Origin of the sequence: Pinibacter aurantiacus (genome assembly GCF_019130065.1) — a bacterium.
Classification (GTDB): Bacteria; Bacteroidota; Bacteroidia; order Chitinophagales; family Chitinophagaceae; genus Pinibacter; species Pinibacter aurantiacus.
Window position 1 is genome coordinate 96,261 of sequence record NZ_JAHSPG010000008.1, and the last position, 22,452, is coordinate 118,712.

The window sequence follows — 22,452 nt, forward strand, 5'->3', positions numbered from 1 at the left end:
ATTGTAAAGCGGCTTCTTTTTTAATTATCTGCTAAGTGCAAATATTGTTTTACTGAATAGAAATTGTTTTGATCAACCGATGCGTTTTGAATGCTGGAGGCAGGCGCAATAACAACCTTTAGTTTGGTAAATGTTACAGGCGTGGTATATATTGCTCCATCCATTTTTACTAAACGAACGGCCAATGTGTACACACTTGGGTTTGTAGATGTTTGATAAATGAAATAGCGTGTTTGGTACAGACTTCCACTACCGATACCTGGAATAGGGTACCAGGTTGTTTCCTGTTCTGTTGATGGATTGTAATAAACCAATACGAGACTGGAGTCTATTTTACCTCTTGAAATATTTAAGGTATAGTTTGCGGACCCTCCTGATATGGTTTGGCTTCCGAAATTATATACTTCCACATTGGCGTTTCCCGGAGGGCCGTGTTCGCCCTTCTTACAGCTGGTAATAAATGCAGAGCACGAAAGGGCAAAAAGCAGGAAAAACTTTTCGATTTTCATAATAGAGTGTTTTTAAGTTTAATGGATCGTAAAAGAAGAGAAAAAAACACTTTCGTACAACCATTTCCGTTATATAACTCTATTATTTATTGAAAAAATACCGTTTTAGCAGAGCAGCTTGTTCGAACTTATCATGAAATGACTTCTATAAAAGCATCTTTGCGCAGGAACTCAATGTAAATGCCTGTGCCATGATCCGGCTCACTTTTAATTTCCATGTGGCCATTAATGGCTTTTATTCTGTCCTGGATACTTTGCAGACCCATTCCTGATGAGGAAGAACGTCTTTCAGCGGGCATGCCGATACCATTGTCTTCAACAGTAAGATCAAGACCCTCTTCATGAAAGCAAATCTGTACCAGCGCCTCTGTGGCCTTGGAGTGTTTAAGAATATTATGCAAAAGTTCTTGTGTAATGCGATACAACAGCAACTCAAATTCCTTGTTGAATTTTTTTACCGTGCCGACTGTCTGGAAAGAAATATTGATCGAATTGTTTCCCGCCATTCTTTCACAAAAATATTTGACTGCTTCTACCAACCCTTTTTGTAAAAGTATTTCGGGCATAATGTTGTGTGCCGTTTTACGCAATTCAACAGAGGCTTCTTTCAGCAACTTTAATCCTTCAGAAAAATTGCCTTCATTTTCCAGGTAGAGATCATTTTTTACCTGTTCGAAATTAATGGTCGATATGGCAAGCAAACCGCCAATGCCATCATGCAGTTCCTGGGCAATTCGGATGCGTTCTCTTTCCTCACCATTGATGGTTGCATTCAGCCTTGTGATCTCCATTTGCTGGTCAAAGCTGTTGATCTTTTCCTGTTGCAGTTTTTGTTTGTGCAAACTGTTCTTCCTCCACAGGAAAAACATCACCGTAAGAAATATAGCCACGATGCTCATGCATCCCAGCAAAAGATTTCTCTTATGCACTTTGTTTTTGGTTTCTTCTATAGCCAATTTTTGCTTGGCCAGCTCCTTATCTTTTTCTGAAAGACGATATCGTATTTCCAGCTGGTTAACCATGTCCAGCTTATCTTTTTTCATTACACTGTCGTGCAACTTCAGGTAAAGATCTGCGTGCTGGTATGCTTTCTCGTATTCACCTTGTGCTTTGTACGATTCGGAGAGTATTTTATGTGCATCAATAATTTCGTTTCTTATCGGGCTTCCAGTTTCTTTTGCCCGCTGCAGATTCTCGTTAACAAGTGCTATTGTTTGAGGGAATTTCTTTTGCTGGTATAAAGCTTTCGCTTTTATAAGATTAGCAATGATGAGATAAAACGCATAGGACTCTCGGTATTTGGGAATCTTATCCAGATCCGTTACCTGATTTAAATATACTAATGCCTCTGCAGGTTTGTTTTCAATAAGATAGGCTTCAGATATATTTAGCAGCGTGGAAATTTTTCGCGGCAGATTAATGACTTTATCCTGCGTAATGAGATATTGCTTGAAGTAATTGCGCGACATCTCATATTGTTTGGCTGCATAGTAATACAGCCCTTGCAGAAAGTATAGTTTTGCGACAACGTTTGTCGTGTCCTGGATGCGTTTAACCGCAATCTTTGCTTTTTCAACGTACTGATGAGCCGTATATTCCATGTGTGCAAAGTCGTAGTCCATATTCAACCAGAAGGCAGTGAGTTTGATGTATACATCTATTTCAAACTCTGGTGCATTTATATTGCCGCTTGTTATCTCGTCGTTTAAGAGATAGTAGAAATAGGCAGATGAATCTTTTTTGCCCTTTTCGTCGTAGGCTTCTGCAAGCAAAACGTGTATGTCTGCCTTAAGCTTGGGGTTTGTGAGATTGTATTTTGAATATAGCGAGAGTGCAAGATTTCCCTGGTCAATAACTTTATCAATATTGGCTCCCGAAAACCATGTGCCAATGTTTACAAGAGTGTTTACTATGCCATTGCCATAATTGATGGTTTTGCTTTTTTCCAAAGCCTCATTTAACAGAGCAAGAGATTTTTCCGGTTGGGAGTTTCTTAACTTATGGCTTTCGGCCCAAAGTTTTTTGATTGTGGCAGTGTCTGCAGAAAACTGCTCATTGCTTTTGTTCTGTCCAAAAGAGTATGAACAAAACAACGCCAGCAGCACTTGCAGGTACGTGATTAAAAGCAGTTCTCGTTTAATAAAGGGGCATCGCATAGGCCGTTTTGGTTAACAGGTTCTATCGTTTTGTGATAACAAAAAATAAAACTTTCATAAAGCAATTGCAGTTGTAATAGAGTGTCGATGGTTTGTCTGTTGTTATAACTGTGCAGCGGATAACAGGCGTCCTCAGCAGTTAATAAGCCTTCATTAAGATCAGGCAATATAGTGGTTTCTACTCAATTTATTAAAGTATCGGTCGTCAATCCTAAAATTTTTCCTGCAAAACTTTTGTTCACGGCAGCGGCCACTGTTGGTAAGATATACCGTATCAACTAGTTAGAATATAAGAGCTTCAATTAATAATGGAGAATCTTGGAAAAAAACCCAAACGCGTTTTAACTGTCAACGGCATAAAACAAAACCGGCTCCATTTTTATCGGAGCCGGTGATGATCAAATTTATTTGACAGGTAAAATTATGCGTACATCGCTTCAATTACCGGCCGGTATTTTTCCATTACCACCTTTCTTTTCAAACTCAACTTAGGAGTAAGCTCACCGGAGTTTATTGACCAATCATTTGCCAGCAACTCAAATTTTTTCACTTGCTCTACATGATTGAAAAACTTGTTATACTCGTTGATGATCTCTTTGTAAAAAGTGATTACACGAGGCTCTTTGATAATCTCTTCATTGCTGGTAAATGGAATGTTTTGCTTTTTGCACCACTCTTTTAAATTAGAGAAAGAAGGTACAATAACCGCCGACACGAATTTTCTTTCCGAGCCTATTACCATTACCTGTTCTATGTACATTGATTCTTTTAATTTATTCTCAATAGGCAATGGCGCAACGTATTTACCGCCGCTGGTTTTGAACAATTCTTTTTTGCGATCAGTTATCTTCAAAAATTTGTCGTCTACCATTGTACCAATATCGCCGGTGTGGAACCAGCCATCGGTAATTTCATCTGCAGTAAGATCGGGGCGTTTGTAGTAGCCCATCATTATGTTGTCTCCCTTCACCAGCAACTCACCATCTTCTGCAAATTTTGCCTGCACCTGGTTGATCAACGGGCCGGTGGTTCCAAATTTTCTACCCTCTTCATCGAACCTGTTTACACTTATAACAGGCGATGTTTCTGTAAGGCCATAGCCTTCCATAATAGGAATGCCGGCTGCTGTAAAAATTCTTATAAGCCGTACCTGGCAAGCCGCTCCGCCTGTTACAATGCACTGCAATTGACCGCCAAGACCTTCACGCCACTTGCTGAAGATAAGTTTGTTGGCAATGGCCAATTGCATATTGTACCACATTCCCTGGTTTTGATTGATCTCAAATTTTGTCGCAAGTTCATGCGCCCAGAAAAATAATTTCTTTTTAACGCCAGTCAGGTCAGCGCCTTTTTGCATAATGCGTTCGTATACTTTTTCCAGCAAACGCGGCACGGTGGTGAACAAGGTTGGTTTTACCTCCTGTAAATTTTCACCAATGGTATCAAGGCTTTCCGCGTAGTAAATGGAAGCGCCTTTAAACATATAAATGTAGCTAACCATTCTTTCAAAAATGTGATTGAGTGGTAAAAAGCTCAACGCTCTGAATCTATTACCCGGCGGAAAACAAGGCATGCTGCTTTGCACGTTGCTCAGGATATTTTTGTGAGAAAGCATGACTCCTTTAGGAGTTCCCGTTGTTCCTGAAGTATATATGATGGTAGCGAGATCTTCGTACCCGATAGTCTTGGCAATTTCTTTTACTTTTTCAATAGCTTCCGGGGTAGACTTTTGAAAAACTTCTTTCCAATGCGCCGCATTGGGAACATGCTCAAAACTGAAAATATGCTGAAGGCTTGGCACCTTATGTTTGATGCTGAATATTTTTGTGTAGGTTTCCTCGTCGTTAACGAAGGCCATTTTTATTTGTGCATCATTCAAAATGAATTCTAGCTCATGCACATTAATAGTAGGGTAAACGGGAACGAGCACCGCGCCGGTTTGCTGAACTGCGAGATCGAGCATGATCCACTCCGGGCGATTTTTGGCGAGAATAACTACCTTGTCGCGATTTTCGAGGCTCATGTCATTGCCACTAATGCCTAAATTGAACAAACCTCCGCTTAATTTTTCGGTAGTGTCTTTTACTTCCTGCGTACTGTATTTTTTCCATTGTCCGTTTTCCTTTGCAGCAAGCATGTCTTCAATAGGGCTTCTTTCCAAATGATACTGAACACAATCAAAAAGTCTCGTTGGATTTGTAATCATAGTCAATCGTTAAACTTAATCTACCGCTTTGTTTACAGCCTCAATTTAATCAAATCCTTCTTAATTGAAAATTGAAAGTTGAAAATTGAAAGTGGAACGCAGATTTTCATGATTGTGATGATTAATCATGATTTGAAATTTGAATACTCCTAATCCCAAGACCCAATTTAAGAATCTTATCTAATCGTAATGATCATGAAAATCTGCGTTCTACAGCATTTTCAATTTTCAACTTTCAATTACGCCTTCAGTGTTTGCAAAGCCTTCACACAAGTCTGCACTTCTTCTTCTGAATTAAGAATGCACGGAGTTAATCTTACATAACTTACCCGGTATGGAGAGGAGCTTGCAATAATCTTTTTTTCGTGCAGCTTCGCAACCACCTTGTCGGGATCTTTAAAGCCCGCTACATCAAAACAATTGATCGCTGCTGATAGTGAAGGAGAGACGGGCGTGTGGAGCGTAATATTTTTCATTTCTTTCAAATTTTTTTTCAGCAGCGTACTTAGTTCATGGCTGCGCGATTCAATTTTGTCGCGGCCAATTTGAGTATGAAATTCGAAAGCTTTCGGCAGCGCCCATCTGTGCTCAAAGGAGTGAAAACCTCCCGGTGTGCACCAATCACCAAATGGAATTTTACCTTCCGGTACCATTCCCAGCCACATGCCATATGCATAATTGGAAAATGCAGGAATTGTTGGACTAAGTTGATTCCATGTGTCTTTCTTCGCCCATAGAATGCCCGTGCCACGAGGCCCGAATATCCATTTGTGTGTACTGGCAACAAAAAAATCACAGCCAAGATCTTTCATCGTAAAGTTTTCAATGCCGGTTCCATGAACACCATCAACAGCAAAATAGATGCGCCTTCCGTGTTTCGCACTCACCGCTTTCACAGCGTCTGTCATTGCTTTGATAGGGAGTTTTACACCAGTGCAAGAATGCACCCATGTAACAGCAACCAATTTTGTTCTTGGGGTTATGGCGTTTGTAAGTGCTGTTACTATTTCATCAACACTGACTTTTGCGGCATCTTCATAAAGGGTGATCCTTCTTATCGTTGCATTGCTTTTTGAAGCTGCGAACTCTAATGATTTTTCTGTGGCGTAGTGATCATGCACTGTGGTAAGCACTTCATCATTTTCTGTTAGTCTAAATCCGTTATACAACATGGCGAGTCCCATGGTAGTGCTGTCTGTCAACGCTATTTCTTTTGGATCCACATCAAAAAATTTACCGGCAGATTCCATTATGCTATCTTCCATAGTGGGATAACTGCTTTCCCAATATCCGCATGGGTTTGCATCGAGCATTTTGCGGTGATAGTCGATCGCATCTCTAACTGGTTTTGGATGCGAGGCGAGCAACATTAGTGCCATGTGAATGTAGTCGGTCTGCAGCAGAAATTGCTGACGCACGGAGGCCCATGAATCAACTTTGAAAGGAGCATTATGTAAAGATTCGGAATGAGATATTTTGGGCAATATAGATGCGCCTGTAAGCAACAAGCCTGCATCTTTTAGAAAACTTCTGCGTTGCATATAAGAGAGATTTAGCGGTTGTGAAAGATGTGAATACAATACACAGTGAAGCATTTCCCGGCTGGAGTCGTAAAACAATCGTTAGTGGATGTCCGATACAAAAGAAAACAAATAAGATGAGTTTTGCAATCTACCTGCTTACCGTCGGAGCAACGTGTTGTTTGCCACCGAGAACACAAAGGTTTTGATGCAGCTTGGCTTCTTCTGTGTTTTCTGTGGCAAATCAAAAACGAAAAAGCGTCGGCAAGTTTCAAACTCGCCGACGCTTTTCAATTATTAAATTCTTCTTCTAAAAAGATTGATTGCTAAACCTTACACCAATTGCATAAGGTGTTTGATTGATGCCATTTTTGAAAATGCTTTTAGATGCATAAGAACCATATAGCTTGATGAAGCCTAACTGCAGTTCCGCTATGTAAGACAACTTAAATTGTTCCAGGTCGAAGTTGTTGTGGATCTTGTTTTTCCCTTGCTCGTTAATGATTTTTTGGCGAGAAGAATACAAGTAACCCATGCTAACACCGGCGCTCAATCCAAAGCTTTCCCATGCCTTTTTTCCAGGTGTAAAGTTGAAGTTCAACATTACAGGTACGGCCAGGTAATCCGTCGCCAGTTTATTCTTCGAATAGTTTTGAGCGCGATCGAGGTAGTAGCTGTAACCATTTGTAGGGTCGGTATCAAAACGAACTGGTTGTGAATAGCGGAAGTTGTAAAGTTCCAAACCGAGGCCATATTTCAAGTTAAGAATGTGCTGAACCAAATTCAAACGCTGCATGAAAAACCAGATGTTTACGTTAACAGACTTTCCGTTGCGAAGATCGAACCAATCCTTATTGCCACTTCCCGCCGGAGAAAATAGTTGTTGTACTGCCGGCGAATTGTAATTTGTTTGATCGTTCATGTTGTTGAACCCAAAGTCAAACACGAGCCAGTTGGTGCTAAGGTTAGGATTGCGTTTTTTCTTTGGAAGATTTACGTAGAAATCTTTCTTATGGTGTTTTTCCGGTTCTTGCTGCTGGTCGCCCGGCGTTTTGATGATGATCATGCCGCCTACCACGATGGTATCATTCTTAGGTTTGGTTGTGTCAGCCTGAGGACGGGTGGTATCAGATTGTGCCATGCTGATGGTAGTGATACATAAGGCGGCTAGTAGTAAATACAGTTTGTGCATATACTTGTTGTTTAAAAGAATTAATGAATTTTGGAATAATGGTTTGGGCTGTTGTTGGGTCAATCGCTTTTGCCCGTGTTATTTTGTAGCGATTGCAAAATTGCCAATCATAATGCCTGGTCTTTCCTCGGGATCAACATTTGCATTACGTTCAATCACCCGGGTAGCTTTGCGGATGAAGCCTCTTAATCCGCTTTTTCTACCAACTGATGATTCGTTATTGGCAAGATCTGCATTGTCGGTTGTTTGCTCATTGCTTTCACTTGCAAGTGTGGCGCTCGTTATGTTGGGTTTAATGTGTTCGTTTATCTTTCCTACGTTTGGATCATTCACTGCAACATCGTTTATCAAAGGCTCTACTTTGGTAGATGTCAGTTTAGGATCATCATTTATCGCAATGGACGGATTTGTAGCTGCATTGTTTTTCACCTCATTGCCATTGGTTGCAGAAGGTGTTCCTGTATGCTGGCTATCTGTGCTCACTCGGCTTTTTACTTCACTTGTTGTTGTGATACCTACCGAAGATGGGTTCTTAATGCCATCAGGATTTTCCGTTTGCTGACCTGCCGGCGCAACATTTTCTGGCTGCGTAGTTGGTTGAATTTTGGTTGACGCCGGGTTGCTTTCAACCGCACCATTCTTTTGATTGCTACCAACCGATGCGATTGGGCGTTCAACTGATTTGCCGGTAAACAAATTGCTCTTATTGAACCATAACAATCCTGCGATCACAATTACTGCCGCTGCTGCAGACCATCTTAACCATGCGAAGTAAATCACCTTTTCGGTCTTCTCATGTTTATACAAAACCTCTTTGTTTTCAAATATTATTGCTTTATCTGCTTCCAGTCTTGCTTTTTGAATAAGTTCAAAATCAACTTTGTATTGCGGATGATCTTGCACAAATTCTTCCACCAGTTTTTCTTCGGAGGTCGTTAACTCGCCATCGTGATATAGTACGAAATATTCTTCGCGGTTATCGGCGGTTATAGTTACTGCGTTCTCCCTTTTAAAAAGACCTTCTATACCAGGGAAAACAATTTTTTCTTCTGGTAGAAAAAGGGATTGTTGCAGGGCATCCAATTCTGCGTGGAGGTCCGGATTTTGTTCCACAAATACATCAACGGCGTTCCTTTCCGCAACCGACAACTCATTGTCAATGTACAGTAGAAAATATTCTTCGTAATTATGGCGGTTTATTTCCATTTTCATTTCGTTGTTTGATAAGCCTTATAAAACATTTTCAGGACTTACCAAATAGTTTTTCAATAAAATACGTGCCCGGTGCAAATATACCTTCACCTGGCTTTCGCTGAGATTGGTGATTGCACCGATTTCTTCATAGGAATATCCTTCATAATCTTTCAGCAGGACAAGGCTTCGCTGTGTTTCGTTTAGCCGGGATAAGGCTTCTTCCAGTATTCGCTTAAGGTTATTGGTTGGTTTATTGCTAATGCTAGTTGATTCGTGAAATTCGTCTTTTAGGTGTATTCTTTTCACTTTTCGCAAATGATCGATCATTTGATGATATGCGATGGTAAAAAGGTATGATTTGCTTTTTTCTGCATCAATTTCCTCCCTGTTGCGCCACAATTTTTCAAAAGCCGTCTGCACCACGTCCCGCGCATCTTCTTCATGACGAAGATTCTTCACGATAAACCGGTATACATTATCGGCATAGTTTCTAACGCATTCGTTGTAGTCCTTTTCTGTCATAAACAGCAGCTCTAACGGTAATGTTGATGTTTAATTTAATAGTTATACGCTGGGAGGTACGGGAATGTTACAAAAAATCTGAAAATTACGTGAAACGTGAAAGGTTAATCGTGAATGCGTCTCTTTGCACAGTGCGAAAGTTCAAAATGCTGCTGGTTCTCAGGCGTTCAGCGTCCCATTCACGATTGACGATTGACTATTCACGCTCTTCACGTCGATAAAAAAACCAGCCGAAGCTGGTTATATTGAGTAGGGATGAAATTAATATTTTATCTGCAAGCTGTCAGGCGATCAACAATGGACTCAAGAATGATGAATTCGCTGTCTGCCTTTTTCTCGCAGCAACTTTTCTTTCCGCCTTCTGTGCAATCGTCGGTAGTAGCCTTTTCCTTATGATTGTAGGCATAAAGGAAAACACTCGCACCAAGGATGATCAATAAAAAAGCCAGCCTGTATAATGCTGTTGCTTTCATAATCGTTAAGTTTAGAAGTATGACGAAGGTACAGAAAAAAGGTTACACTTAAATTAGAGTTTTTTTACATGGTTAAAATTTGGTGTTTCAGGCTTCAACTTCCCTATTTTTGGTGCTCCAAATTAAACATGAATCAATGAATACCAAATTCGCAGAACGCATAGGCAAAGAACTGGGCGAGATAAAAGAGGCCGGTCTTTTTAAAACAGAACGTATCATTACCAGTGAACAAGGTCCTGAAATTCAGGTAAATGGAAAAACTGTATTGAATTTTTGTGCCAATAACTATCTCGGTTTGTCTGCACATCCAAAAGTAATTGAAGCGGCACATAAAGCCATCGATTCCCATGGTTATGGCATGAGCAGTGTGCGTTTTATTTGCGGTACGCAGGATATTCATAAAGAGCTTGAACAAAAAATTGCAAAATTCTTAGGTACAGAAGATACTATTTTATATGCAGCCGCTTTTGATGCAAATGGTGGTGTGTTTGAACCACTTTTCAGCGACCAGGATGCGATCATCAGCGATGAATTGAACCATGCTTCCATCATCGACGGCGTGCGTCTTTGTAAAGCTCAACGCTACAGGTACAAGCACAACAATATGGACGATTTGGAGGAGAAACTAAAAGAAACGCAGAACCTCCGCAGTCGTATCATCGTTACCGATGGTTCCTTCAGCATGGACGGTACAATAGCACAGCTTGATAAAATTTGCGATCTGGCAGATAAATATGACGCGATCGTAATGATCGACGAATGCCACTCTTCAGGCTTTTTGGGCAAAACCGGACGTGGTACGCACGAGTACAGAAATGTGATGGGAAGAATAGACATCATCACCGGTACTTTAGGTAAGGCGCTTGGCGGTGCCAGCGGCGGCTTTACCAGCGGAAAAAAAGAAGTGATCGAAATGCTTCGTCAGCGCAGCCGTCCTTACTTGTTTTCCAATACGGTTGCGCCTTCTATTGTTGGTGCTTCCATCGCAGTATTGGATCTGTTGACAGAAACAACAGAACTCCGCGATAAACTGGAATTCAACACAAAATATTTCCGTTCGAAAATGACGGAAGCAGGATTTGATATCAAACCCGGCGATCACCCGATCGTTCCGATCATGTTGTACGACGCAGTAATTGCACAACAATTTGCAGCAAAATTGCTGGAAGAAGATATTTATGTAATTGGGTTCTTCTTCCCTGTGGTAGCAAAAGGGCAGGCGCGCATTCGTGTACAGTTAAGCGCTGCGCACGAGCAAAAACATTTGGATAAAGCGATTGCCGGTTTTACAAAAGTGGGCAAGGAGTTGGGAGTACTGAAATAATTGAATAACTGAGTAACTGAATAACTGAAACGTCCCGAAATTTTCGGGACGTTTTTTTTGCCACAGAGAACACAGAATTGTCGAACGCTGTAGAGATGCGTTGAACGCGTCTCCTCTTGCACCCAAACGTTGCTACACAAAAAATCTGCTGCCATTTAGGTACAGCATACCTGATAAAAAAAGAGACGCGTTCAACGCGTCTCTATAGTTATTCAATTATTCAGTTATTCGGTCATTATAAAGCTGCGATCATGCTGATCTCTACGTTCACGCCTTTAGGCAAACCTTTCACAGCAACTGTTTCACGTGCAGGAAAATCTTTTTCAAAATATTTGCCGTACACTTCATTTACCTGTGCAAACAAATTCATGTCGCTTAAATAGATGTTTGTTTTCACAATGCTTGCAAATGTGGTCCCGGCTTCAGTTAGAATGGCCTTCAAATTTTCCATAACCTGTGTAGCTTCACCCTGGATGTCTGTTGCTTCAACATTTCCGGTCGCCGGGTTAATAGGAATTTGTCCTGAAATAAATAACATATTACCAGCTTGTACAGCCTGGCTGTATGGCCCAATAGGTGCCGGTGCTTTATCCGTAACGATGATTTTCTTGCTCATTGATTGATTATTTGGGAGTGTGAAAATAAGAAAGAACGCAGATTTTCAAGATTTTCATGATTCGTTATGATGAAAATTTATCTGCTTAAATCATGACAATCATGAAAATCAGTGTTCCCTTCTCTCTAGTAGACCGGAATATTTCTTCTGAACAAATCTGTAATATAATTTTCCATGTTGTACAATCCTGCGGCTTGCTCAATCAGCCATTTTGCGGCAAAGATGGCGCCCTGCCCAAACGCAGCGCGGCTAATACTTTCGTGAATGATACGGATTGTTTGGTTAGGTAAACCAAAGATCACTTCATGTTTGCCAACAATGCTGCCTACACGAATGGAATTGATATGCTTTTCTTTTTCGAGTCCAAGTGTTTCGGCGATTTTCAATGCAGTGCCGGATGTTTCATTTTTTTTGCGAAAATGTTCTTCAACAATTTCAATATCCGCATGTGGTGCAATCTTTTGTAGCACTTGTGAAGCGATCAATAAAAAATTTACGCCTAGTGTGATATTTGGAGAATGCAACGTTGCCGTTTTGTTTTTTAATTTTTCCAGCAGTGCCAAATCCTTTTCTTCATACTTAGAGATTGCTGAAATGATCTTAATGCCTTGTTCAGCAGCTGCTTCGTAGTATTGAATGCCGTCGGAACTTGAAAAATCTACCAATACATCTACGGGATTTTTTCTATAGAAATCCGGACAAATGTCCTTCACAGAAAAAATTTTTCCTGCCTTGAATTCATGTCCTAGCAAGTGACTCGCATATTTGCCATGATCAGTTTCGTTTCTTCGAACGACCCAAACCAACTCAAAATGCGCATCGTTTAGAAATTCACCAGCTACTTGTTTTCCGGTTTTGCCAAAGCCAAATAGTCCGATTCTAATTTTGGTCATGAGTTTGTTTTTTAAAGGTTAGAAAATTAGACCACACGGCAGGGCTGCAACTACTCAGTTGCGAAAGGGGAGACTTGCAATATAACACCCATTTTTAAGAAAGGTAAAAGCTTGTTGGGTATATATTTAATAAAAACTAATTGTTATATTTAAATACACTCAATTCGCAAACTTTAAAGCATTGAAACAATGGGAAAAAAGATTCTTTCGGCAGGCATATATTTTTCTTTGTTAATGATTGCCTTGCTGTTTCATAACAATAACTTAATAGCGCAAAAGTCAAAACAGGAAAAAAAACAAGCGGCTATTAAAGCACTCATCGACTCGCAGAATTATGTTTTCAAGGCGCAGTCTGCAATGCCAATGTCAGGCGCCACACGTCAACTTAATTATGATTACGACCTAAAAGTGAGTAAGGATACCATTAATTCTTACCTGCCATATTATGGCCGCGCATATACAGCACCGATGGATCCAACGCAAGGCGGCATACATTTTATTTCGAAAGATTTTGAATACACCGTAACGCCGGGCAAAAAGCAAGGTTGGGATATTGTAATCAAACCAAAAGATGTGCAAGACGTGCAGATGATGAGCTTAAGCGTGTCGTCAGACGGCTATGCGACGCTACAGGTTACCAGCACCAGCAAACAGCCTATTTCGTTTAATGGAATCATAGTGGAGAGGAAAACAAAGAAGAAGAAATAGTTGAGAATTGAGAATTGAGAATTGAGAATTGAGAATTGAGAATTGAGAATTGAGAATTGACATAAGTGTAAACGTTGAAGATACGACGTTTACACTTAAACATCCAGTGCTTGATTACAACGAACTCTCAACTCTCCATTCTCAACTCTCCTAGTCTTCCTTCGCTCCCTTTTCTCCAACAAACCATTGCTCCTTGTTCTTAAAAAGAACATTGAATGTAGTGAGGGAGCCGTAGATGCGTGTGATATATTGCTGCAGATTCACTTTGTCTTCATCACTTAAAGTCTTGTGACTATTGATCTGTTGCTCCATTACGCGGACCCTGTCGCGCAGCATTACTATTTTATGAAAGAAAGCCTCAATGGAAATTTCTTTAGGTTTTAATGAAGTGTCTTTTGGTTGAAGAACCATTGTGCCTCCCGTCCATCTGTCGCCCAAAGGAACTGGCTCTGTAACGTCGCCCCACAAACGAAGAATTTTCAACAACGACTTTTCCATTTCGGAAGTGGTTTCTACCTCAGTTGTTACATTTTCCGGAAGGATCTCATCCAAATGACTATCGGTTTTATCAATCTCTTTAATGCCGTGATGAATAAATGATATTATGTAGACGGCATATTTTACACCAACAATTACACCGGGTCCATATTGTGTATGTTGTAAACGCGTACCGATACCAAGAGTTAGTTGATCCATGTTGCGGTTTTTAATTATCGTAATCCTGATCGTAATAATCGTACATATAATCCTCTTTACGCAAAAGGTTATTATGTCGAACGCCTGCTTTGTATTCCTCGCCGGCTTTTTTTATGTAGTCATAAAAATCATAATCGCTTGTAGAAGCCGTGAACAAATAGCTTGGCCTGAAAACGATCATAAACGTATCCAGTGCCGTGCTATCGAGTTTTGTAAGCCTGCGAATGACCCCTCTTGAAAAACGGTGGTCGATAAATTTTTCATGCTCCTCCCAAATCAGCCTTTTCTGGAAAAGTTTCATGCGGCGGTTCTTTTGTACGTTGAACATACCGATGATCTGGTCGAGGTCGAGGCCAACACCCAGCGCACCTGTATTGGGTGCCGTTATACTAAGACCGGGCTTTTTATAATTAAAAACCTTCGCGTAGTCGATCCTGTTTTGTATGGAATCCATTCGGTAATTGCGTGGCAAAACTCTTATCTCTTTTAAATAAGCAACAGGAATACGGATGGCCACATTAAAAGCGTTGGGATCTGCAATGGCATTCACGGCAAATTTTGCCGTTGGTTTATTTAAATAAGAAAAGTAAATGGAATCAGTTTCTGGCAGGGTAATGGAGTATTTTCCGGACGAGTCGGTAGTAGTACCGCGCCCTGATTTTGACAATACACTCACTCCCGGAATGGGAAACGTATTGGTCTCATCCATTATCGTTCCCTTGATGGTGGCGTATTGCGCATTAGCTGCAATGGTGCAAAAACAAACAACGATTAGTAGTAAATATCTGATCAGATAAAATGCTTTTATTAAGTGTGATATTACATCGAAAAAATTTTATTCGATCAATAAAATTTCATTTTAACTTTTTAATTGTAAGATAACCTCTTCTGCCACTCTTGGAAAGTGTGCATGCTCCAATGCGTGAATTTTTTGAGCCAGTGTTTCCGGCGTATCATCAGGTGTTATTTCACAGGTAGCCTGGAAAATAGTAGAGCCGTGATCGTATTGCTCATCGACATAGTGAATGGTTATACCGCTTTCTTTTTCTGCCGCTTCGATTACTGCTGCATGCACAAATTGGCCGTACATACCTTTACCACCATATTTTGGTAAAAGAGCAGGATGTATATTAATAATGTGTCCGCGGAATGCTTCCACCAGGCCGCCGGGTATTTTCCAAAGAAATCCGGCAAGTATTATAAAGGAAATGTCATGAGCTTTTAATGCATGAACATAGTTGTCTCCCCTAAAGAATTGTTCCTTTTCAATAAGTAATGTTGGGATGTTTTCTTTCTCGGCAATCTGCAAAACGCCAGCACCGGGTTTATTGCAAACAATGAGACTGATCTTTACGGAAGAATGTTCTCTGAAGTGGTCAATTATCTTTTGTGCATTAGAACCAGCTCCGGAAGCAAAAATGGCTACTTTGATCATGTGATGGTGTGACGTTTTTTATTCGAGAAGCAAAAATAGGCCGTTTGATCACATTTGCCGAAGCAACTTTTTTGGACGACAATCTTCTAGAAATCGATCAAATAAATGAAACTGCAGAGGTGTTATCATTTTCAATGGTATTGGGGCGCAACTTCCTTCAACCTTAAAAAATATGATGTGTCAACAAAGAAAATTCCCTTACCCCATTCTTTTTAAGGATGTCGATAATGTTGTTCGTTGGTTCAATAATTCATTTTTCCGCAGTGCCACTTCTCACACCGGGAAATAGCTAGTAATCAAAAGTCAACAGTTAGTACGGCCCATTTTCTCACAATCAGGGGTTATCTGAACAGAGAGGACTCTTTCAGTTTTTTTGTTTAAAATGTTCAGTACATTAAAAATTAGAGGTTCGGTTGGGTACTGTAACGCATTAAATTTGGGTATTTTTAGAATATTACAATGTAATATTTAAAAAAATATTTTAGAAAGGGAAGATGCATTTTCCCAGAAAGGGAAGAGAAATAGGCAATTATGGCAACGCCCCTATGAAACTTGACGGGAATCATAGAATAAGATGATTCAGATAAATCCCCTGTTATTCACATTTTTGTATATATTAAAAATAGTTCTAAAGCTATCTTAAATTTTTGTCGGTACATTATGCATTTTTCATGTTAATCCTCTGAAACGCAAGCCCAGAGCGGAAAAAAAAAATATCGGCTTGTTTGCGTTTTGTCAATTGACTGTCATATTTTTGCACCCGATTCCGGATATTTTTTCCACATTATCCACAGATATTTTGAGAAATATGAATTATCAAAGCAGAATAGCCAAGACTAGTATATTCAGTATCCTTTTGCTCCTTGTAATTTCTTTCCAGAATTTGAAGGCTCAAGACGGTAAGGCTTTATTTCAGGCGAATTGCGCATCATGTCACGCCGTAAATAAAGTTTTGACCGGCCCGGCATTGGCAGGTATTGAAGAGCGCGTTCCAGACAAGAAATTATTGCACGACTGGATTCGCAACAACGCGAAGGTGTTGGCTAGTGGTAACAAGTATTTTAACGACTTGAAAGCTGCTTACAACAACACTCCGATGTCAACCTTTGAAGCCCTTTCAGATGCTGATATCGATGCGATCCTGAAATATGTAAGCACGCCGGTAAAAGAAGAGGCTAAAACTACTCCAACAGGTGGCGAAGGCGAAGAAAAAGGTTCTGACAACAGTCTCCTTTTCGGTATTCTTTCTCTGATCCTTGCAGTTATTACACTGATCTTATTGCAGGTTAACTCAAACCTGAAAAAACTTTCCGACGATAAAGAAGGTGTTCCAGCTTACGAGCCGGTTCCATTCTACAGAAATAAAACTTACATCACTTTGTTTATGTTGGTTTTGTTTGTGATCGGTGGTTACTATATTATACAAGGTGCTATCGGCCTGGGACGTAACAAAAACTACCAGCCTGAGCAACCAATTTTCTACTCTCACAAAGTACACGCCGGTACCAACCAGATCAACTGTTTGTATTGCCACGGTGGTGCGCAATTGGGCAAACAGGCAAATATTCCTTCTTTGAATATTTGTATGAACTGTCACATGGCTATCAACGAGTACAGCGATAAAAGTGAAAAACTGTACCGCGAAGACGGAACAGAGGTTAACGGAACTGCGGAAATTCAAAAACTTTACAGCTATACAGGTTGGGATCCTAAGCAAAGAAAATATGCAAACGAGCCAAAACCTATCGAATGGGTTCGTATCCACAACTTACCTGACCACGTATACTTCAACCACTCTCAACACGTAGTGGCTGGTAAACAAGCTTGTCAAACATGTCACGGTGAAATTCAAAAAGAAAACGAGGTTTACCAATTCGCTGACCTGAGCATGGGCTGGTGTATCAACTGTCACCGTGAAACAAAAGTTCAATTCACAAATAACAAGTTCTACAGCATATACGAGAAGTTCCACGAACAAATGAAAGATTCTATCAAAAATAAGGATGGCGAAATGGTCGCTAACCCTCATAAATTGGATAGCATCACTGTAGAAACAATCGGTGGTACAGAATGTCAAAAATGTCACTATTAATAAATAGTGCAAGGGCTCAAAACAAATAATTAAAAGGAAATTCACTGTCTGTAATTAAAACGGCAGTAACCAATAATCTTCGATCTAATATTAGTATGGCTAACAAAAAATACTGGCAAAGTTTCGGGGAGTTACACAACTCAGAAGCACATCAAGAGAATGTTCAGAACGAATTCCGTGAGGAATTACCATTTGAAGATCTGGAAGGGAAAGGACTATTGGACGCAAAAACCCCACGCAGGGACTTTCTTAAATACCTGGGTTTTAGCACCGCTGCGGCTGCTGTAGCTGCAAGCTGCGAAACACCGGTTAAAAAAGCTATTCCTTATTTAAATAAACCTGCTGAGATCACTCCTGGTGTAGCTAACTATTATGCTACAACATTTGTGTCCGGCGGAGAAGTTATACCTGTAGTTGCGAAAGTTCGCGACGGTCGTCCTATCAAAATTGAAGGAAACGATCTTTCTTCTATCACAAAAGGCGGAACTACTCCACGTGTTCAGGCTTCTGTTTTAGATCTTTATGATACTGCACGTCTTCGCTACCCGTTACATGACGGTAAAGAAGTAAGCTCTTTGGAAGCATTTGATAAAATGGTTTCTGAAGCATTAGCAGGTTTGGGTGGAGCTCCGGTTGTATTGCTTACAAGCACAATCACTTCCCCTTCTACAAAACAAATCATCACAGAATTTTTAGCGAAATATCCGGGCGGCCGTCACGTACAATACGATTCCATTTCTTACAGTGGATTGTTGTTGGCTAACGAAGCTGCTTACGGAAAAAGAGCTTTCCCTGCTTACCAGTTGGAAAAAGCAAAAGTGGTTGTAGGTCTTGGCGCTGATTTCCTTGGTACGTGGTTGAATCCACTTGAGCAACAAAAAGGGTACACTCAGGGAAGAAAGATCAATGAAGCAAATCCTGAAATGAGCAAGCATTACCAATTTGAGAGTATGCTTAGCATGACAGGTGCAAACGCTGACGAACGCTTTACTCACCGTCCTTCTGAAACAGGTGCAATTGCCTTGTCACTTTTGAACGCCGTAAACGGTCAGGGTGTATCAGTTAGCGATGCGAAACTGAAAGCAGGTATCGAAAAAGTTGCAAAAGATCTTTTGGCAAATAAAGGCGCTGCAGTTGTAATGTGCGGTAGCAACGACGTGAACATTCAGGTTGTTGTAAACGCAATCAACGAAGCGATTGGTGCAAACGGAACAGTTTTAAACTGGGCTGCTCCTTCTCAAACACGTCAGGGTGTAGACAGCGAGTTTGCTAAATTGGTTGACGACATGAACGCTGGTAGCGTTGGTGCTTTGTTGATATGGGATGCAAACCCTGCCTACGATTACGCAGACGCAGAGAAATTCATAGCGGCTGTTAAAAAAGTAAAAGTTTCTGTTTCATTCAACGAAAAAATGGATGAAACTACTGAGTTGTGCAAATACGTTTTGCCAGCTAATAACTACCTTGAAAGCTGGGGCGATGCTGAACCTAAAGCTGGTTATATCAGCTTGATGCAGCCTACAATCTCTCCGCTTTTCAAAACACGCCAGTTACAAGATACATTGTTAACCTGGACTGGTAACAAAACTGCTTATCACGATTATTTCAATACTTTCTGGGCTGCTAAAGTGGGCGGACAGGCTGCTTACCTGAAAGCTTTGCAAGATGGTGTTATTGAGCCTGCTGCTGCTGTAAGTGGTACAGCTTACAATGGAGCAAAAGTGGCAGAAGCTACTGCTGCGATCAACAGCACTAAAAAAGGCGGTAAGATCGAATTGGTATTGTATGAGAAAGTAAGCATGGGTGATGGTAAACAAGCCAACAACCCTTGGTTACAGGAGATGCCAGACCCAATCACCAGGATCACCTGGGATAACTACGCAATCATTTCCCCTTCTTTGGGTAAAGAGTTGTTCGGCATAGATGTACTTAATGCAACTGCGTCTGATACTTACGATGTAGAAATGACTAAGCCAATGGCTACAGTTAAAGTTGGTAATAAAGAAGTTACAATCCCAACTATCATCGTTCCTGGTATCCAGGCAAACACAATTGCGATCGCAGTTGGTTACGGCAGAAGCGAGAATATTGGCAAAGCCGTTAAACACTATGACGGTAGCAAATTGGGGCAAAATGTATTTGGATTTGCTACAGTAAATAACGGCAACGTTGTTTACGCTGCAAGCGATGTAACAATTACTGACGCTAAGAAAATATACAAACTTGCTCAAACACAAACTCACGCCAGCTATGAAGGTCGTCGTGAAGTGGTGAAAGAAGTTACTTTGGAATCTTTCAAAAAGAATCCAAAGCAAATCTGGGAAGCGAGAGATAAAGAACTTGCACCGTTTGGTGGTTTGGCTGAATACGAAAAACAAGGTACAATCTATCCTCACTACGACCGTCCGGGTATCAAATGGGGTATGAGTATCGACCTGAACAGCTGTTATGGTTGTGGTGCCTGCGTAGTAGCTTGTACTGCAGAAAATAACGTAGCAGTTGTAGGTAAAAGCGAAGTGTTGAGAGCTCATGAAATGCATTGGTTGCGTATCGACCGTTATTTCAGCGGTAACGCTGCAGATGCAGATAGCATTCAAACGCTTTTCCAACCAATGCTTTGTCAACATTGCGACAACGCACCTTGCGAAAACGTATGTCCGGTAGCCGCAACTAACCACAGCAGTGAAGGTTTGAACCAAATGACTTATAACCGTTGTATCGGTACAAGATATTGTGCTAACAACTGTCCTTATAAAGTACGTCGCTTCAACTGGGCTGACTATACAGGAGCCGATAGTTTCCCTGACAACCAAAAAAATACAGGTGGTCTTGGAGACGTTGGTCACCTCGATGGTTCGGTGTTGATGATGAACGACGAGCTTACACGTATGGTATTGAATCCAGACGTAACTGTTCGTAGCCGTGGTGTGATCGAAAAATGTTCATTCTGCGTTCAGCGTTTACAGGAAGGTAAACTGAAAGCGAAAAAAGAAAATCGCACATTGACTGACAATGATGCTAAAACAGCTTGTCAACAAGCATGTGCGGCTGATGCGATCGTTTTCGGTAACGCTAACAACACGGAAAGTCAGATTTCAAAAACAAGACAAGACAACAAAAACCGTATGTTCTTTACGCTTGAGCAATTGCACGTATTACCAAACGTGAACTACCTGGCTAAAGTGCGTAACACAGATGTTGTTTTGGGTGTGAAAGCAGAGGAAGAAGAAGGACACGAAGAGCACAAAGCAGAAAAGAAAGAAGCAGCACACAGCTAGTAGAGACAAGACAAGGCAATGCCTTGTCTGTAGATGGTGCTAAGCATTTTTTAATAGAGTTATTATTCACAAAAACTTTATAAGCTAGAAGTTAACAGCTGATAGCTAAAAGCATAGAATATGGGATTATTAAGATACGAATCGCAAACAAGAAACCCGCTGGTAACAGGTCATAAGACTTATCACCAGGTAACAGAAGACATTGTTCGCCCAATTGAAGCAAAGCCGTCAAAGCTTTGGAAAATAGGGTTTACTATTTCACTCTTCTTATTATCTTTTGGTGCTTACTCCGTATATCGTGACGTTGTTTACGGTATAGGCCAGTGGAACCTTAACAAAACAGTTGGTTGGGGTTGGGACATTACCAACTTCGTGTGGTGGGTTGGTATCGGTCACGCCGGTACGTTGATCTCCGCGATCTTGCTACTTTTCCGCCAGGGCTGGAGAACAGGTGTGAACCGTGCTGCGGAAGCGATGACGATCTTCGCCGTAATGTGCGCGGGTCAGTTCCCTATCTTCCACATGGGTCGTGTTTGGAACGCATTCTTCGTATTACCTTATCCAAATACAAGAGGTCCATTGTGGGTTAACTTTAACTCACCACTTCTTTGGGACGTATTTGCGATCTCTACATATTTCACAGTTTCGTTGTTGTTCTGGTACGCCGGTCTTCTTCCGGATCTGGCAACTGTGCGTGACCGTGCAAAAGAAAAATGGAGAAAAAGAATGTATGGTGTTCTGTCTTTCGGATGGACAGGTTCTACAAAACACTGGCAACGTCACGAGTCTTTGTCTCTTGTGTTGGCTGGTTTGAGTACACCACTTGTATTGTCTGTACACACTATCGTATCTTTTGACTTCGCTACGTCAGTAATTCCAGGATGGCACACTACCATCTTCCCGCCATATTTCGTTGCGGGTGCGATCTTCTCTGGATTCGCAATGGTACAAACACTGTTGTTAATCGTACGTAAAGTATTGAGCCTCGAAGATTACATTACACTTGAGCACATCGAGGTAATGAACAAGGTTATCGTGTTAACCGGTTCTATCGTAGGTATCGCCTATATAACTGAGTTGTTCATTTCATGGTATGGTCAGAATCCTTACGAGGCTGCTGCGTTCAGAAACAGATGGGATATTACAACTCCATTAGCATGGAGCTACTACCTGATGATGAGCTGTAACGTATTGTCTCCGCAGATCTTCTGGTTCCGCAAAATGAGAAGAAACATCACTGTTACTTTCTTCATGTCAATCATCGTAAACGTAGGTATGTGGTTCGAGCGTTTTGTGATCATCGTTACCTCTATATATCGTGACTATTTACCAAGTAGCTGGAGTACATACTACAGACCTACCATTTGGGAAGTTGGTTTCTATATGGGTACGTTTGGATTGTTCTTTACGTGTTTCTTCCTGTTCTCTAAATTCTTCCCTGTAATTGCTATCGCTGAGATCAAGCACATCTTGAAGAAAAGCGGTGAAAGCTACAAAGAAGGAGTTAGCGGAATTGAGACGCAAGCACCAGAAGAATTTGCTCACGAGCAAGCACATGCACACTAAATAATTGAGAGTTGAAAGTTGAGAGTTGAGAGTTGTTTTGATAACGAAACTCAAGTGTTCATTTTCAAATTT

At 40.8% G+C, this 22,452-nt stretch carries 18 protein-coding genes; 5 read left to right on the forward strand and 13 right to left on the reverse strand.

The window, feature by feature from the left end:
• Window positions 1–20: 20 nt before the first annotated feature.
• From KTO63_RS11455 to KTO63_RS11490, 8 genes are all read right to left on the reverse strand, one after another.
• Window positions 21–509, reverse strand: a complete 489-nt coding sequence (locus KTO63_RS11455; protein WP_217791424.1) for a hypothetical protein — start codon at window positions 507–509, stop codon at window positions 21–23.
• Between the two features lie 131 nt (window positions 510–640).
• On the reverse strand, window positions 641–2,665 hold the full coding sequence (locus KTO63_RS11460; RefSeq protein ID WP_217791425.1) for a tetratricopeptide repeat-containing sensor histidine kinase: 2,025 nt from the start codon (window positions 2,663–2,665) through the stop codon (window positions 641–643).
• Window positions 2,666–3,086: 421 nt separating this feature from the next.
• Window positions 3,087–4,871, reverse strand: a complete 1,785-nt coding sequence (locus tag KTO63_RS11465) for an AMP-dependent synthetase/ligase (RefSeq protein ID WP_232373140.1) — start codon at window positions 4,869–4,871, stop codon at window positions 3,087–3,089.
• Window positions 4,872–5,110: 239 nt separating this feature from the next.
• Window positions 5,111–6,412, reverse strand: a complete 1,302-nt coding sequence (locus KTO63_RS11470; RefSeq protein WP_217791426.1) for an aminotransferase class V-fold PLP-dependent enzyme — start codon at window positions 6,410–6,412, stop codon at window positions 5,111–5,113.
• 289 nt (window positions 6,413–6,701) lie between these two features.
• A complete protein-coding gene (locus tag KTO63_RS11475; protein ID WP_217791427.1) occupies window positions 6,702–7,583 on the reverse strand; it encodes an outer membrane beta-barrel protein in 882 nt (293 codons plus the stop codon).
• A gap of 78 nt (window positions 7,584–7,661) precedes the next feature.
• Window positions 7,662–8,795, reverse strand: a complete 1,134-nt coding sequence (locus tag KTO63_RS11480; RefSeq protein WP_217791428.1) for an anti-sigma factor family protein — start codon at window positions 8,793–8,795, stop codon at window positions 7,662–7,664.
• An 18-nt stretch (window positions 8,796–8,813) separates the two neighbouring features.
• A complete protein-coding gene (locus tag KTO63_RS11485; RefSeq protein WP_217791429.1) occupies window positions 8,814–9,299 on the reverse strand; it encodes an RNA polymerase sigma factor in 486 nt (161 codons plus the stop codon).
• Window positions 9,300–9,568: 269 nt separating this feature from the next.
• The gene (locus KTO63_RS11490; protein ID WP_217791430.1) at window positions 9,569–9,772 is read right to left on the reverse strand and encodes a hypothetical protein; all 204 of its coding nucleotides are present in this window, start codon (window positions 9,770–9,772) and stop codon (window positions 9,569–9,571) included.
• A 136-nt stretch (window positions 9,773–9,908) separates the two neighbouring features.
• On the opposite strand from KTO63_RS11490, the gene kbl reads away from it, so the two are divergent.
• A complete protein-coding gene (gene kbl / locus KTO63_RS11495; RefSeq protein ID WP_217791431.1) occupies window positions 9,909–11,096 on the forward strand; it encodes a glycine C-acetyltransferase in 1,188 nt (395 codons plus the stop codon).
• A gap of 235 nt (window positions 11,097–11,331) precedes the next feature.
• On the opposite strand, the gene KTO63_RS11500 is transcribed toward kbl, so the two are convergent.
• Window positions 11,332–11,712 carry a RidA family protein gene (locus KTO63_RS11500; protein WP_217791432.1) on the reverse strand — a complete coding sequence of 127 codons (381 nt, stop codon included), beginning with the start codon at window positions 11,710–11,712 and terminating at the stop codon, window positions 11,332–11,334.
• Between the two features lie 125 nt (window positions 11,713–11,837).
• Window positions 11,838–12,605, reverse strand: a complete 768-nt coding sequence (locus KTO63_RS11505) for a 4-hydroxy-tetrahydrodipicolinate reductase (protein WP_217791433.1) — start codon at window positions 12,603–12,605, stop codon at window positions 11,838–11,840.
• Window positions 12,606–12,794: 189 nt separating this feature from the next.
• On the opposite strand from KTO63_RS11505, the gene KTO63_RS11510 reads away from it, so the two are divergent.
• Entirely contained in the window at window positions 12,795–13,313 is a 519-nt protein-coding gene (locus tag KTO63_RS11510) for a DUF4251 domain-containing protein (protein ID WP_217791434.1), read from the forward strand.
• Window positions 13,314–13,463: 150 nt separating this feature from the next.
• On the opposite strand, the gene KTO63_RS11515 is transcribed toward KTO63_RS11510, so the two are convergent.
• The 3 genes from KTO63_RS11515 to purN are packed head-to-tail and all read right to left on the reverse strand — an operon-like array spanning window position 13,464 to window position 15,444.
• Entirely contained in the window at window positions 13,464–14,009 is a 546-nt protein-coding gene (locus KTO63_RS11515) for a hypothetical protein (protein ID WP_217791435.1), read from the reverse strand.
• A gap of 10 nt (window positions 14,010–14,019) precedes the next feature.
• Window positions 14,020–14,829 (reverse strand): carboxypeptidase-like regulatory domain-containing protein, encoded by an 810-nt coding sequence (locus KTO63_RS11520; protein WP_317195765.1) that lies wholly within the window; start codon window positions 14,827–14,829, stop codon window positions 14,020–14,022.
• Window positions 14,830–14,868: 39 nt separating this feature from the next.
• Entirely contained in the window at window positions 14,869–15,444 is a 576-nt protein-coding gene (gene purN / locus KTO63_RS11525) for a phosphoribosylglycinamide formyltransferase (RefSeq protein WP_217791437.1), read from the reverse strand.
• Window positions 15,445–16,327: 883 nt separating this feature from the next.
• On the opposite strand from purN, the gene KTO63_RS11530 reads away from it, so the two are divergent.
• The 3 genes from KTO63_RS11530 to nrfD all read left to right on the forward strand — a co-directional run bounded on the left by KTO63_RS11530 (window position 16,328) and on the right by nrfD (window position 22,380).
• Entirely contained in the window at window positions 16,328–17,536 is a 1,209-nt protein-coding gene (locus KTO63_RS11530; protein ID WP_232373141.1) for a c-type cytochrome, read from the forward strand.
• Between the two features lie 95 nt (window positions 17,537–17,631).
• Window positions 17,632–20,814 (forward strand): TAT-variant-translocated molybdopterin oxidoreductase, encoded by a 3,183-nt coding sequence (locus tag KTO63_RS11535; RefSeq protein ID WP_217791439.1) that lies wholly within the window; start codon window positions 17,632–17,634, stop codon window positions 20,812–20,814.
• Between the two features lie 120 nt (window positions 20,815–20,934).
• The gene (gene nrfD, locus KTO63_RS11540) at window positions 20,935–22,380 is read left to right on the forward strand and encodes an NrfD/PsrC family molybdoenzyme membrane anchor subunit (RefSeq protein WP_217791440.1); all 1,446 of its coding nucleotides are present in this window, start codon (window positions 20,935–20,937) and stop codon (window positions 22,378–22,380) included.
• Window positions 22,381–22,452: the final 72 nt, after the last annotated feature.

What these genes read in the sequence shown, in the direction of transcription:
- purN (WP_217791437.1), bottom strand. Translation starts at nt 15,444, where the DNA reads ATGATCAAAGTAGCCATTTTTGCTTCCGGAGCTGGTTCTAATGCACAA.
- kbl (WP_217791431.1), top strand. Translation starts at nt 9,909, where the DNA reads ATGAATACCAAATTCGCAGAACGCATAGGCAAAGAACTGGGCGAGATA.
- KTO63_RS11470 (WP_217791426.1), bottom strand. Translation starts at nt 6,412, where the DNA reads ATGCAACGCAGAAGTTTTCTAAAAGATGCAGGCTTGTTGCTTACAGGC.
- KTO63_RS11480 (WP_217791428.1), bottom strand. Translation starts at nt 8,795, where the DNA reads ATGAAAATGGAAATAAACCGCCATAATTACGAAGAATATTTTCTACTG.
- KTO63_RS11505 (WP_217791433.1), bottom strand. Translation starts at nt 12,605, where the DNA reads ATGACCAAAATTAGAATCGGACTATTTGGCTTTGGCAAAACCGGAAAA.
- KTO63_RS11475 (WP_217791427.1), bottom strand. Translation starts at nt 7,583, where the DNA reads ATGCACAAACTGTATTTACTACTAGCCGCCTTATGTATCACTACCATC.
- KTO63_RS11465 (WP_232373140.1), bottom strand. Translation starts at nt 4,871, where the DNA reads ATGATTACAAATCCAACGAGACTTTTTGATTGTGTTCAGTATCATTTG.
- KTO63_RS11500 (WP_217791432.1), bottom strand. Translation starts at nt 11,712, where the DNA reads ATGAGCAAGAAAATCATCGTTACGGATAAAGCACCGGCACCTATTGGG.
- KTO63_RS11460 (WP_217791425.1), bottom strand. Translation starts at nt 2,665, where the DNA reads ATGCGATGCCCCTTTATTAAACGAGAACTGCTTTTAATCACGTACCTG.
- KTO63_RS11535 (WP_217791439.1), top strand. Translation starts at nt 17,632, where the DNA reads ATGGCTAACAAAAAATACTGGCAAAGTTTCGGGGAGTTACACAACTCA.
- KTO63_RS11515 (WP_217791435.1), bottom strand. Translation starts at nt 14,009, where the DNA reads ATGGATCAACTAACTCTTGGTATCGGTACGCGTTTACAACATACACAA.
- KTO63_RS11455 (WP_217791424.1), bottom strand. Translation starts at nt 509, where the DNA reads ATGAAAATCGAAAAGTTTTTCCTGCTTTTTGCCCTTTCGTGCTCTGCA.
- nrfD (WP_217791440.1), top strand. Translation starts at nt 20,935, where the DNA reads ATGGGATTATTAAGATACGAATCGCAAACAAGAAACCCGCTGGTAACA.
- KTO63_RS11485 (WP_217791429.1), bottom strand. Translation starts at nt 9,299, where the DNA reads ATGACAGAAAAGGACTACAACGAATGCGTTAGAAACTATGCCGATAAT.
- KTO63_RS11490 (WP_217791430.1), bottom strand. Translation starts at nt 9,772, where the DNA reads ATGAAAGCAACAGCATTATACAGGCTGGCTTTTTTATTGATCATCCTT.
- KTO63_RS11510 (WP_217791434.1), top strand. Translation starts at nt 12,795, where the DNA reads ATGGGAAAAAAGATTCTTTCGGCAGGCATATATTTTTCTTTGTTAATG.